At 65.3% G+C, this 13088-nt stretch carries 12 protein-coding genes; 4 read left to right on the top strand and 8 right to left on the bottom strand.

Annotated features, from left to right (window positions below):
- Positions 1-213: 213 nt before the first annotated feature.
- From KUF59_RS10245 to KUF59_RS10235, 3 genes are read left to right on the top strand one after another with little or no spacing between them, the layout of a single operon-like run.
- Entirely contained in the window at positions 214-1413 is a 1200-nt protein-coding gene (locus KUF59_RS10245; RefSeq protein WP_212461473.1) for an ABC transporter substrate-binding protein, read from the top strand.
- A 7-nt stretch (positions 1414-1420) separates the two neighbouring features.
- Positions 1421-3154 (top strand): FAD-dependent oxidoreductase, encoded by a 1734-nt coding sequence (locus tag KUF59_RS10240; protein ID WP_258769403.1) that lies wholly within the window; start codon positions 1421-1423, stop codon positions 3152-3154.
- Positions 3155-3178: 24 nt separating this feature from the next.
- A complete protein-coding gene (locus KUF59_RS10235; RefSeq protein ID WP_212461475.1) occupies positions 3179-3973 on the top strand; it encodes an IclR family transcriptional regulator in 795 nt (264 codons plus the stop codon).
- A gap of 165 nt (positions 3974-4138) precedes the next feature.
- On the opposite strand, the gene KUF59_RS10230 is transcribed toward KUF59_RS10235, so the two are convergent.
- The 8 genes from KUF59_RS10230 to KUF59_RS10195 all read right to left on the bottom strand — a co-directional run bounded on the left by KUF59_RS10230 (position 4139) and on the right by KUF59_RS10195 (position 11954).
- Positions 4139-4918: an SDR family NAD(P)-dependent oxidoreductase gene (locus tag KUF59_RS10230; protein WP_212461476.1), complete on the bottom strand. Its 780-nt coding sequence runs from the start codon at positions 4916-4918 to the stop codon at positions 4139-4141.
- Between the two features lie 32 nt (positions 4919-4950).
- Entirely contained in the window at positions 4951-5655 is a 705-nt protein-coding gene (locus KUF59_RS10225; protein WP_212461477.1) for a GntR family transcriptional regulator, read from the bottom strand.
- 105 nt (positions 5656-5760) lie between these two features.
- The gene (locus tag KUF59_RS10220; protein ID WP_212461478.1) at positions 5761-6504 is read right to left on the bottom strand and encodes an aspartate/glutamate racemase family protein; all 744 of its coding nucleotides are present in this window, start codon (positions 6502-6504) and stop codon (positions 5761-5763) included.
- Between the two features lie 9 nt (positions 6505-6513).
- On the bottom strand, positions 6514-7773 hold the full coding sequence (locus tag KUF59_RS10215; protein ID WP_212461479.1) for an NAD(P)/FAD-dependent oxidoreductase: 1260 nt from the start codon (positions 7771-7773) through the stop codon (positions 6514-6516).
- A complete protein-coding gene (locus tag KUF59_RS10210) occupies positions 7773-9437 on the bottom strand; it encodes a thiamine pyrophosphate-binding protein (protein ID WP_212461480.1) in 1665 nt (554 codons plus the stop codon). The genes KUF59_RS10215 and KUF59_RS10210 overlap by 1 nt, the downstream gene beginning before the upstream one ends.
- Complete coding sequence (locus KUF59_RS10205) at positions 9434-10660, bottom strand: pyridoxal phosphate-dependent aminotransferase (protein WP_258769402.1); 1227 nt, start codon at positions 10658-10660, stop codon at positions 9434-9436. Before KUF59_RS10205 ends, KUF59_RS10210 begins: the two co-directional genes overlap by 4 nt.
- 4 nt (positions 10661-10664) lie before the next feature.
- Positions 10665-11018 carry a RidA family protein gene (locus tag KUF59_RS10200; RefSeq protein WP_212461482.1) on the bottom strand — a complete coding sequence of 118 codons (354 nt, stop codon included), beginning with the start codon at positions 11016-11018 and terminating at the stop codon, positions 10665-10667.
- Between the two features lie 18 nt (positions 11019-11036).
- On the bottom strand, positions 11037-11954 hold the full coding sequence (locus tag KUF59_RS10195; RefSeq protein WP_212461483.1) for an NAD(P)-dependent oxidoreductase: 918 nt from the start codon (positions 11952-11954) through the stop codon (positions 11037-11039).
- Between the two features lie 293 nt (positions 11955-12247).
- Between KUF59_RS10195 and KUF59_RS10190 the strand changes: the two genes are divergently transcribed.
- The gene (locus KUF59_RS10190; protein WP_212461484.1) at positions 12248-13084 is read left to right on the top strand and encodes a transporter substrate-binding domain-containing protein; all 837 of its coding nucleotides are present in this window, start codon (positions 12248-12250) and stop codon (positions 13082-13084) included.
- The last annotated feature ends 4 nt before the right edge of the window (positions 13085-13088 follow it).

The raw sequence follows: 13088 nt of genomic DNA, 5'->3' as shown, positions 1-13088 counted from the left end.
GCGACCTACCCCAGAAATCCCGCTCGCATCATCCCCAATCGCAGCAGGCCTTGCAACCTGGCCTTGCATTTGATCCCCACCTGCATCGCTCCCCCCGCGCGTCGCCCGCTGGAGGGAACCAATATTCGTTATTGACAAACTAATTTGATAATAACTAACGTCCGCCGACTTCATAACCAGCCGCAAGAGCGGGACAAAACGAAGGGAACGACGATGAGAGGTCTTTTGGCCTACGCCATGCTCGCAGCAATGACGTCAGCGGCGACCGCGCAGGTGTCCGACGACGTGGTGCGGATCGGGGTGTTGACCGACCTGTCGAGCTGGGGCCGCGACAATTCCGGCCCGGGCTCGGTCGAAGCCGCGCGCATGGCGGTAGAGGAATTCGGCCCGACCGTACTCGGCAAGCCGATCGAGATCATCAGTGCCGACCATCAGATGAAGACCGACGTCGGCACGCAGATCGTTCGCGGCTGGTTCGACAACAACAAGGTCGACGCCGTGGTCGACATCCCCAACTCCGGCATCGCGATCGCCGTGCACAACATGGCCAAGGAGCGCAACAAGATCGCGCTTCTCTCCGGTCCCGGCGCGAGCTCGCTGACCGACGAGCTGTGCAGCCCGAACACCGTGCATTTCACCTACGACACCTATGCGCTGTCGAAGGTGACGGCCTCCGCCGTGATCAAGGAGGGCGGAAAATCCTGGTACTTCATCACCGCGGACTACGCCTTCGGCCAGCAGCTCGAGAAGGACGCGACGCGCTTCATTCAGGAGATGGGAGGCAAGGTGCTCGGCGGCGTGCGGCACCCGACCAACACCGCCGACTTCTCCTCCTTCGCGCTGCAGGCGCAGAGCTCGAAGGCGGACGTGGTTGCGTTCGCCAATGCCGGCCAGGACACCGACAATGCGATCAAGCAGTCCGGCGAGTTCGGCCTGGTCCAGGGCGGCCAGAAGCTCGTCGGCCTCCTGATGTTCGACACCGACGTCCACGCCATCGGGTTGAAGGCCGCGCAAGGCACCTACATGACGACGGCGGCCTACTGGGCCATGGACGAGGCGACGCGGGCCTGGTCGAAGAAATTCTACGACAAGACCAAGGTGATGCCGACCATGATCCACACCGGCGTCTACGGCTCGGTGCTGCATTATCTCAAGGCCATCAAGGCCGCCGGCACCGACGATCCGGCCCAGGTGATGGCGAAGATGCGCGAGCTGCCGATCGAGGATACATTCGTCCATGGCGGCAAGCTCCGCGAGGACGGTCGCGTGATCCGCGACATGTACCTTGCAAAGGTGAAGGCGCCCGCGCAATCCAAGGAGCCCTGGGACTATCTCGACATCGTCAAGACCGTGAAGGGCGAGGACGCGTTCCGTCCCGTCTCCGAATCGAAGTGCCCTCTCCTGAAGAAGTGAGGTTGATATGACCGGCAACGAGCGCAGCGCAGGCGAAACCTACGAGTGCGATGTGCTCGTGGCAGGCTCCGGCGCCTCGGGCATGGCGGCGGCGATCACCGCCCGCGCCCGCGGGCTCGAGGTGCTGATCGTCGAGAAGGAGCCGCGCTTCGGCGGCACCACCGCCCGCTCCGGCGGCTGGCTCTGGATCCCCGGCACCTCGCTCGCCCGCGCCTACGGCATCAATGAGACGCCGGACCAGGCGCGCACTTACTTGCGGCACGAGGCCGGCAACAATTACGACGCCGCCCGCGTCGACGCCTTCCTCGAGGCCGGGCCCGAGGCCGTCGATTTCTTCACGACCAAGACCGCGCTGCGTTTCGACATGCCGCTGGTATTTCCGGACTATCATTCGGAGGCGCCCGGCGGCACGCAGGGCGGCCGCTCCATGGTCGCCCGCCCGTTCGATGGGCGCGAGCTCGGCGACCACATCAAGACGCTCGGCATGCCGCTACCGGAGCTCACCGTGTTCGGCATGATGCTCGGCAGCGGCAAGGACATCGTCCACTTCATGCGTGCCACGAAATCGCTGACCTCGGCGGTCTATGTCGCCAAGCGGCTGTCGCGTCATCTGATGGACGTGCTGCGCCATGGCCGCGGCATGACGCTGACCAACGGCAATGCGCTCGCCGGGCGGCTGGCGAAGTCGGCGCTCGACCTGAACATTCCGCTCTGGCTCTCCTCGCCGGTGCGCGAGCTGATCGTCGAGAACGGCGCGGTGAAAGGCGCCATCATCGAGCGCGAAGGACGCACGATCCGCGTCAACGCAAAGCGTGGCGTGGTGCTCGCCTGCGGCGGCTTTCCGCATGACATCGCACGGCGCAAAAAAATGTTTCCGCACGCACCGACCGGCGCTGAGCATTATTCGCCGGGGCCGACGGGCAACACCGGCGACGGCCTGCGGCTCGCGGAGACAGCCGGCGGCCGCATCGAGGATCGCCTGCCGAACGCGGCGGCCTGGGTACCGGTCTCGGTGACGCAGCGCAAGGACGGCACGCGCGGGGTGATGCCGCATTTCATCGACCGCGCAAAGCCCGGCGTGATCGCCGTGATGCGCGACGGCAAGCGCTTTGCCAATGAGGGCAATTCCTACCACGACTTCGTCCAGGCCATGGTCAAGGCGGCCAAGCCGAACGAGGAGATCGCGGCCTGGCTCGTCTGCGATCACAAGACGCTGCGCAAATATGGCCTCGGCTGCGTGCCGCCGTTCCCGATGCCGCTCGGCCATCACTTACGCACCGGCTATCTCCTGCGCGGCGATACGCTGGAAGCGCTTGCAGCCAAGGCCGGCATCGACGTGAAGGGTTTTGCCGAGACGGTATCGCAGTTCAACGCGACCGCAGCCCAGGGTCAGGACGCGGCGTTCGGCAAGGGCTCAAAAGCCTATAACCGTTACCAAGGCGACCCGCTGCACGGGCCCAACCCCTGCGTCGCGCCGCTCGAAAACGGCCCGTTCTACGCCGTCAAGATGGTGATCGGCGACCTCGGCACCTATGCCGGCATCGTCACCGATGCCAATGCCCGCGCGCTCGACGCGGAAGGCCGCGTCATTCCCGGGCTCTATGCCGCCGGCAACGACATGGCGAGCATCATGGGCGGCAACTATCCCGGCGCCGGCATCACGCTTGGGCCGGCGCTGACCTTCGGCTACATTGCCGGCCGTCATCTCGCCGAGAGCACTGCGGAGCGCAGTGCGGCGTAGGCGAAGCCTAAAGAAGAAGGCGATATGAAGCGAGAGAGCCGCGGCATCCAGTCGATCGAAGTCGGCGGAGAACTGCTTCGCGCGCTGGCCAGAAGCGGCGAGCCGATGATGCTGCGCGATCTCGCGCGCGAGGCCGGCATGGCCCCGGCAAAGGCGCATCCTTATCTCGTCAGCTTTTCGCGGCTCGGCCTGATCGAGCAGGACGAAACCACCGGGCGTTACGAGATCGGCGCGCTGGCGCTGGAGCTCGGCCTGATCAGCCTCCGCCGTCTCTCCGCCGTGCGGATCGCGACGCCCAAGATCGCGGCGCTTGCCGGTCACATCAATCACGCCGTCTCGCTCGCGATCTGGGGCAGCAACGGCCCGACCGTGGTGCAGATCGAGGAGCCGAGCCGTCCCGTGCACATCGCGATGCGCGTCGGGTCGGTGATGGCGCTGCTGGAGACCGCCACGGGCCGCGCCTTTGCCGCCTTCATGCCGCAGAAAACTATTTCCGCCGCGCTCGACAACGGCATCGATCGCTACGGCGTCGGTTACAATCCCAAGCGCGCGCCCAAGGCGCCGAAGGTCGCCGAGATGCTCGGCGAGGTGCGCAAGCACGGCATCGCCCGCGCGCTGGGCGATCCCCTGCCCGGCGTCAACGCCTTTGCAGCGCCGGTGTTCGACCACGCCGGCCATGTCGCACTGGTCATCACCGCGATGGGCCCGGAGGCGACGTTCGACGCGCACTGGGATGGCGATCTCGCCAATGCGTTGCGGGATTGTGCAGGCGATATCTCGAAGCGGCTGGGTCACGGCACGGTGCGCGCGGCGGAGTGAGGGGCGGCGGGACGGCTTCCACAACCACCGCTGTCATGCCCCGGCTCGACCGGGGCATCCAGTACGCCGCGGCTTTTCCGTATTCGACTGACGTCTCTGGAATACTGGATCGCCCGCCTTCGCGGGCGATGACAGCGAGTGTGAGGCGCGAGCGCGCCTGGCCCCCTACTTCTCCTTCACCGGCACCGTGTAGTTCAAAATCAACCGCCCGCCATCCGGATAGATCGTCTGGCCCGTGATGTAGGACGCATCGTCACTGGCGAGGAACGCAACCACGGAGGCGACTTCGCTGGGCTCGCCGCCGCGGCCGATCGGGGTGCGCGACATCACGCTCTTGCGTGCGTCGTCGGAGGAGAAGATCGCCGACGACACCATGTCGGTCAGAATCGTTCCCGGCCCGACCGCGACGACACGGATGTTGTGCGGGGCGAGCGCGACGGCGGCGACGGAGGTGAGCTGCTTCATGCCGCCCTTGGAGATCGCATAGGTCGCAAGTGTCGGGATCGCGAGCAGCGCGTTGACCGAGGACATGTTGATGATGACGCCGCCACCGCCCTGCGCGATCATCTGCTTGGCGGCGGCCTGCACGCCGAAGAAGGCGCCCTTCAGATTGACGGCGATGACGTCGTCAAAATCCTTCTCTGATATCTCAAGGATGTCCTGATTGCGCGCAACGCCGGCATTGTTGACCATGATGTCGAGCCGGCCGAACTCCCTGACCGCGGTCGCGACGACGCGGTCGATATCTGCTCGCCGCGCCACGTGGCAGTGAACGGCGCACAGCTCCTTGGGCCGGCCGAGCTCGGCGACCGTCTTGTCGAGCGCGTCATTGTCGACATCAGAGATCACCACCTTGACGCCGTCGTTGAGGAAGCGCTCGGCGCAGGCCCTGCCAATGCCGCGCGCGGCGCCCGTGATCGCTGCGACCTTGCCGGATAGTTTCATGGGTCTACCTCCAGGATGGTGCCGGGACGGCGTCAGTTCGCCACCGATCGCGCCGCGGCCGGCATATAGATCTGCGCATAGCCTTCCTTGATTGCGGAGGTGATGCGATCCAGCCGCCGGTCGATGTGCTTTTCGAGCACTGAGACACAGATCGCCTCGTCGCGCGCCTTGAGACCCTCGACGACGGCACGGTGCTCGGCCTGCGTGTTGGAGCGATTGATGCGGTCCATGTCGATCCAGCGCACGAAGCGGATGCGCGCGTTGACGTTGCGCAGGACCCGCAGCATTTCGGCGTTGTTCGACATCGCCATCAGCCGCTCGTGGAAGGTCTCGTCGAGCTCGACCAATTCGACGGACGACCGCTCGCCGGGATCGGGCCCGGTGGCTTCGAGGAATTTCAACAGCGCGTCGATGTCCTCGTCCCTGGAGCGCTTGATCGCCAGACGGATCGACGCGATCTCGATCGATTTGCGCAGCTCATAGAGATCGAAGATCTCGTGCGCGTCGAGCTCGCGGCAGAAGAAGCCCTTGCCCGGCGTGAAGCGCAGGAAGCCTTCGGTGTTCAGGCGGTTCAACGCTTCGCGCAGCGGCGTGCGGCTGACGCCGAGGCGCTTTGCCAGCTCACCCTCGTTGAGGCGCTCGCCCGGCTTGAACTCATAACTCACGGCCATCGCCTTGAGCTGTTCATAGACGCGGTCGACGATACTATCGGAAGCGAGTTCCACCTGATTCTTCATGGCTGCATGCATGGCCGAACACAGGCCAATATACCGGGGCTGTGCTGGCGGTGGCAATCGGTCCCGCACCGCCGGGCTGGTTGTTCAGGGCTTTTCCGTCCGCGCTCAGGCAAAACTGCGCGGCCGCAATCCGGCATGAAACCAGGTGATCATCGAATAGATGTCATAGACCGGAAGCCCGACCTCGGCCTGAAGCGCCGCGGCGTAAGGCGGCATGTTGGTGCATTCGAGCACGATGGCGCCGACATCGGGATGCCTCGCGACGAGCTCCTTGCCGGCCTCGACGACGTCACGTTCAGCCTGAGCGATATCCATGTCGTCCTTCTCGGCCTTGATCAGGACGCGGAAGAACTCCTTACCATTCTCGGTGCCGACCAGCGGCGTGTCGAGCGGCACGCCGGCGCCTTCGAGATGGGCCGGCGACAGGGTCGAACCGGACACCGTGACGAGGCCGACGCGCTTGCCGGGCGGCAGCGTCGCCTGCACCCATGGTACCTGCATCAGCGACGAGGTTGCGACCGGCACGCCGACGGCAGCCGCAAGCTCCTTCTGAAACAGCGCGAGGAAACCGCAATTGGTGGTGATGGCTTCTGCGCCGAGTCGCACAAGCTCCTTGGCCGCATCAATGAAATCCGGCAGCAATCCGGCCGCGCCCTTCAGCACCACTTTCTCCGGCGAGGCGCCGCTCACCACGCGATAGAGCACGGGGAATGGCCAGGTGGTGCCGTTGCCCATGTCGCCGGGAATGCGGGGAAAGCGCGCTTCCAGCATCAAAATGCCGAGCGGCGCGCCGTAGAGCGCCTTGCCGCCACGGGCGATGCGGGAGGGAGCGTTGGCTGGATAGGTCATGGTGCGATCTCAGAGGAAACGGGTGGGCGCGAAGGGAGCGAGCGGAATTTCCGGCTCCTTGCCGCTCAGGAGCTGCGCGACAAGACGGCCGGTGCGGGCCGAGCCGACGAGGCCGATATGGCCGTGGCCGAAGGCGTAGACGATGTCGCGCGAGGCGCGTGCATAGCCGATGCAGGGGCGACCGTCCGGCATGCTCGGGCGATGGCCGAACCACATCTTGATGCGCGAGGCTGGAATGGTCTTCGGCAGCTTGGGAAACATGCTGAAGAGATTGTTGCGCAGGATCTCGGCGCGCTTCCAGTTCGGTTCGGCGTCAAGGCCCGCGATCTCGACGGTCCCGGCAGCGCGCAGACCCTTGTTGGTCCAGTTGACCACCATCTTGGCGTCGGACGCCATCATCGAGTTGCGCGGACCGGATTCCGGGTCCTCGATCATCACGTGATAGCCGCGCTCGGTCTCGAGCGGCAGCGGATCGCCGACGGACGCGGTCAGCAGCTTGGAGCGCGCACCGGCAGCGACCACCGCGGCATCGCAAGCAATCTCGCCGGTCTCGGTGACGACAGCGACGAGCTTGTTGCCATCAAGCTTCAGGCCGGTCGCCTTCGCACGCACGAGCTCGGCACCGCTGGCAAGCGCATGATTGGCAAGCGCCGCCACATAGGCACCGGGATCGCGGCAGCGTCCCGCCTCTTCCACGACAACGCCGAATTCGTAGCGGGGATCGAGATCGGGCTCACGCTGACGCATTTCGTCGGCGTTGAGCTCCAGCCATTCGATGCCGACGCGCTTGCGGATGCGCCAGCCGAGATCCCCGTCAAAGCTCCCGCGGGACGGGAAGATGTGCATCACGCCGTTGCGCTCGATCAACTCGGGAACGCCGGCCTCTTCAGCGAGCTTCCTGTGCAACAGCGGCGCGTCCTTCAGGAGATCACGCAACGCAACCGCCGTCTTTTCGACACGAGCTTCGGTCCAGCCCGAGAGCAGATATTTGATCAGCCAGGGCAGAGCCTTCGGTAGGTAAGACCAGCGGATGGCGAGCGGCCCGAGCGGGTCCATCAGATAGAACGGCACCTTCTTCCAGATGCCCGGCTCCGACGGCGGGATCACCGAATGCGACGACAGCCAGCCGGCGTTGCCATAGCTCGCCGCCTGCTCTCCGCCGGGCTCGCCGGGATCGATCAGCGTGACGCGATGGCCTTCGCGCAAAGCCTCGATGGCGCTGATCGCGCCAACCGCACCGGCTCCGATGATGGCAACATGGCGGCCCATCAACGCGCCTTCTCCTGCGGAACAAAATCCTTGCCGACCGACATCGCGCGCGCGTCAATGAAGCAGTGCAGGATCGACGGCTTGCCGGAGGCAAGCGCGCGCTCGAACGCCGGCGCAAAATCCTCGGTACGCTCGACGCGCTCGCCATGACCGCCGAACGCTTTTGCATACATCGCAAAATCAGGGTTCTTGAGCTGGGTGCCGACGACGCGGCCGGGATAGTCGCGCTCCTGATGCATGCGGATGGTGCCGTATTGCGCGTTGTCGACGACAATCACGATCAGCGCGGCGTCATACTGCACGGCGGTCGCAAACTCCTGCCCGTTCATCAGGAAGCAGCCGTCGCCGGCAAAGGCGACGACGACGCGGTCCGGATATTGCCGCTTGGCGAGCACGGCGGCCGGCACGCCATAACCCATCGAGCCCGAAGTCGGCGCAAGCTGCGAGGCAAAGCTGTGGAAGCGGTGATGGCGATGCAGCCAGCCGGCATAATTGCCGGCGCCGTTGCAGACGATGGCGTCGTTCGGCAGGCGATCGCGCAGCCAGGTGACGACCTTGCCGTACTGGAACGCGCCCGGCAGTTCGCGCGCGGTCTCCGTCCATTCCAGATAGTCCTTGTGCGCCTTGGCCGCTTCGCCCTTCCAGGCCGGTGCGGCCGCCGGCTTCAACGTCTCGACGGCGGCGGCGAACGCCACCGGCGTCGCCTGGATCGCGAGCGTCGGCTGATAGACGCGGCCGAGCTCGTCCGAGCCGGGATGGACATGGATCAGCTTCTGGCTCGGCACGGGGATGTCGAGCAGCGTATAGGACGAGGACGGCATCTCCGACATGCGGCCGCCGATCAGGAGAATGACATCGGCGCCGGTGATGCGCGCCTTGAGGCCAGGGCTCGGGCCGATGCCGAGATCGCCGGCATAGTGCGAATGATCGGCGTCGATCAGCGAAGCGCGGCGGAACGAGGTCGCGACCGGAAGATCGAAGCGCTCGGCGAAGCGCGCGATACCCTTCGCGGCCTCGGCGGTCCAGCCGGAGCCACCGAGGATGACCAGCGGTGCCTTGGCGCTCGCAAGCATCGTGCCCAGGCGATCGAGATCAGCCGGCGCCGGCCAGCTCACGGCAGGCTCGACGCGCGGCGCATCAGCCACCGCAGCCGTTTCGGTCAGCATGTTCTCGGGCAGCGAGATCACGACCGGCCCCGGGCGGCCCTGCAACGCGACGCGGAACGCACGCGCGACCAACTCCGGAATGCGATCGGGACGATCGATCTCGACGGCCCATTTCGCCATGGTGCCGAATACGGCCTTGTAGTCGAGCTCCTGGAATGCCTCGCGTTCGCGCATGCCGGTGTCGACCTGCCCGACGAACAGGATCATCGGCGTCGAATCCTGCATCGCGATGTGGACGCCGTGGCTGGCATTGGTCGCGCCCGGGCCGCGGGTGACGAAACAGATGCCGGGCTGTCCCGTGAGCTTGCCATAAGCCTCCGCCATCATCGCCGCCCCGCCCTCGGCGCGGCAGATCATGACGTCGATCGGGCTGTCATGCAGCGCATCCAGCGCCGCCAGATAGCTCTCTCCGGGCACGCAGGTGACGCGCTCGACGCCTTGCGCGACGAGCTGGTCGATGAGGATCTGGCCCCCGGTGCGGGCGTTGCGAATGGTCATGACAGCTCCCTGCAGGCTTTGGCGATACGCTTGAGCGCTTCGCGCAAGTTTTGTTCTGAGGTGGCGTAGGATAGACGGAAATGCGGCGCAAGACCGAAACAGCTTCCGGGCACCACGGCGACATCATGATGCTCCAGGAGATAGCGGCAAAACGCGCCGTCGCTGTCGATTATCGAGCCCGCTGCGGTGCGTCTGCCGATCAGACCAGCGCAGCTCGCATAGGTGTAGAACGCACCTTCGGGCCTGCGGCAACTGACCCCATCGATGCGGTTCAGCGTGTCGACGACGAGATCCCGGCGGCGCTGGAACGCGGCGCGGCGTTCGATCAGAACATCCTGCGGTCCCGTCAGCGCGGCGATTGCGGCCGCCTGGCTCACCGAGGACGGATTGGTCGTGCTCTGGCTCTGCACCACCGCCATCGCCGCGATCAGCTCGCGCGGACCGCCGCCATAGCCGACGCGCCAGCCGGTCATGGCATAGGCCTTGGAGACGCCGTTGACGGTGAGCGTGCGGGATTTCTGGCTCGGTTCGAGCGCCGCCGCCGTGACGAAGGGCATGTCGTCATAGATGAGATGCTCGTAGATATCGTCCGCAATCAGCCAGACATGCGGGTGACGCTTCAGCACGTCGAGGATCGGGCGCAACTGCGCCTCGGAATAGGCAGCCCCGGTCGGGTTGGACGGCGAATTCAGCAGCAGCCAGCGCGTGCGCGGCGTGATCGCGCGTTCAAGATCGTCGGCATCGAGGCGAAAGCCGTTGTCTTCATGGCAGAGCACGTCGGCCGGCGTGCCGTCGGCGATCTTCACCATGTCGGCGTAGCTCGTCCAATAGGGCGCGGCGAGAATGACCTCGTCACCCGGACTGAGCGTCGCCATGAAGGCGTTGTGGATCACCTGCTTGGCGCCCGCACCTGCCGTGATCTCGTCGGCGGCATAGTCGAGTCGGTTCTCGCGGCGAAACTTTTCGGCAATCGCGGCCTTCAGCTCCATCGAACCGTCGAGGATCGTGTATTTGGTCTGGCCAGCGCGGATCGCGCGCTCGGCGGCGTATTTCACATGATCGGGCGTATCGAAATCGGGCTCGCCCGCGCCAAGCACGATTACCGGCCGCCCCTCCCGCTTCAGCCGCTGCGCGACCGCGCCGATCTTCAGGATCTCGGAGACGCCGATGGCGCCGAGACGTTTTGCCGGGCGGAAGCTTGCTGGCGAAGCCGGTGCGGTCACGGGACTATTTTCGTGCAGCAATCGCGATCACTTCGATCCGGTAGCCGGGATCGGCGAGCTCGACCTTGCCGCAGGCGCGCGTCGGCGCGTTACCGGGCTCCACCCAGGTATCGTAGACCGCGTTCATGGCATCGAAATCGTCCATGGTCTTGAGCCAGACCTGCACGCTGAGCAGGCGCGACTTGTCGGTGCCGGCGCGCCCCAGCATGTCGTCGACCTTCGCCAGCGCCTCGCGGGTCTGCTGGGCAATGTCGGCCGTCTTGGTGTCCGCGACCTGGCCGGCGAGGAAGACGAGATCGCCGAACACGGAGGCGCGGCTGCGGCGCTGGTTCTGATCGATGCGGGTGATGTCGGACATTCGATGTATCCCTTGTTATTATTTGCCGGTCGCGATGATACGGCGGCAGTGATCGAGCGCCGCGCCGATGAGGTTGTCGCTGGCCTCAGGCGTGCGGAACGCCGAATGCGCCGACAGCGTCACGTTGGGCAGCGTGGTGAGAGGGTGGTTCGCCGGCAGCGGCTCGACGGTGAAGACGTCGAGGCCGGCATGCGCGATATGGCCCGAGCGTAGCGCGTCCAGCATCGCGGCCTCGTCGACCAGCGCGCCCCGCGCGGTGTTGATCAGGATCACGCCCGGCCGCATTGCGGCGATGCGCTCACGGGTGAGGAAGTTCTTGGTGTCGTCGTTGAGCAGGAGATGCAGCGAGATGACATGGCTCTCCGCCAGCAGCTTTTCGAGCGACACGAACTCCACACCGGGATGCGTCTTCGGCGTCCGGTTCCAGGCGATCACCTTCATGCCGCAGCCGAGCGCCATGCGCGCCGCTTCGGCCGCGATACCGCCGAAACCGATCAGGCCGAGTGTCTTGCCGGTGAGCTGCAACGCGTCGCGACGCAGCCAATTGCCCGCGCGCATGCCGCGGTCCATCTCGCCAAAACTCTTTGCGGAGGCCCACATCAGCGCAAAAGCGCATTCGGCCACCGCCGTATCGCCATAGCCCTTGATGGTGTGCACGGCGATGCCGTGCTCTGCGAGCTTTTCCGGATTCATGTAGCTGCGCGCGCCGGTGCCGAGGAAGACGACGTGCTTGAGGCCCTTGCACGCCGCGGCGATCACGGTGGGCACCGCCGTGTGGTCGACGATCATGATCTCGGCGCCGTCGAGCAGGCCGGGCAGGTCGTCGGGCTTGATGCCCGGATTGCGGTTGATGCCGACCGGCAGGCCCTGCGCGCGCAGGAGCTTGTCAGTCACTGCCGCCAGCGTGTCGTTGGCATCGACGAATATTGCGCGCACGGGCCTCTCCTTCAGATCATCCAGCGGTCCACCAGGCCCAGGTCCGTCGATGTCAGACCTGTGGACCCGTGACCAAACATCACATTGCGTTCAGACTTGTATTCAGAATGGAATGCGATTGGCAATCCCCTTGGCGGGAGAATTTCCATCAACATTGCCAACGGATTAGGCTCATGACTGCCCTGCCGCACAAATACGCAGCAAGTTGAAATACCGTATTGCATTTTACCCTGAATACAGAAATAGTCCAGAGGCCGGAGTTGATCCGACCTAATTCGAGGAGGCTACTCACCATGAATCGCAGGGACGCACTCACGACTGTTGCGCTGGCGGGCGCCGCGATTGCCGCAAGCGCTTCGGCCAAGGCCGACACCGCACCGACCTCCACGCTCGATCGCATCAAGAAGAACGGCGTGCTGCGGATCGCCGTCATCGTCGGCCAGGAGCCCTACTTTCATAAAGACCTCGCGACCGGTCAGTGGTCGGGTGCCTGCATCGACATGGCGAACGACATCGCCGGCAAGCTCGGCGCCAAGGTCGAGACCCTGGAATCGACCTGGGGCAACCAGATCCTCGATCTCCAGGCCGACAAGGTCGACCTCGCCTTCGCGGTCAACCCCACGCCCGAGCGCGCGCTGGTCATCGACTTCTCGACCCCGATCCTGGTGCACTCCTTCACCGTCATCACCAAGAAGGGCTTTGCCAAGCCGCAGACATGGGCCGAGCTCAACAAGCCCGAGGTCAGGATCGCCGTCGACATCGGCTCGACGCATGAGCTGATCGCGCGGCGCTATTGCCCGAAGGCGACGATCCTCGGCTTCAAGAACCGCGACGAGGCGATCCTCGCGGTCGCGACGGGGCGCGCTGACTGCAACGTGTCGCTGGCGGTGCTCGCGGTCTCGACGCTGAAGAAGAATCCGTCGCTCGGCGAACTCTCCATCCCGCGGCCGCTCCTGACGCTGCCGACCAACATGGGCATCCGCGCCGAGGGCGATCGCCGCTACAAGGATTTCCTCAGCGCCTGGGCCGACTACAACCGCTCGCTCGGCCAGACCCGCGAATGGATGCTCAAGGGGTTTGAGGGCGTCGGCCTCACCGCCGAGGACATTCCGGGCGAAGTCCAGTTCTGACGGC

Origin of the sequence: Bradyrhizobium arachidis (genome assembly GCF_024758505.1) — a bacterium.
Lineage (GTDB): Bacteria > Pseudomonadota > Alphaproteobacteria > Rhizobiales > Xanthobacteraceae > Bradyrhizobium > Bradyrhizobium manausense_C.
This window is presented reverse-complemented; position numbering and strand designations above follow the sequence as displayed.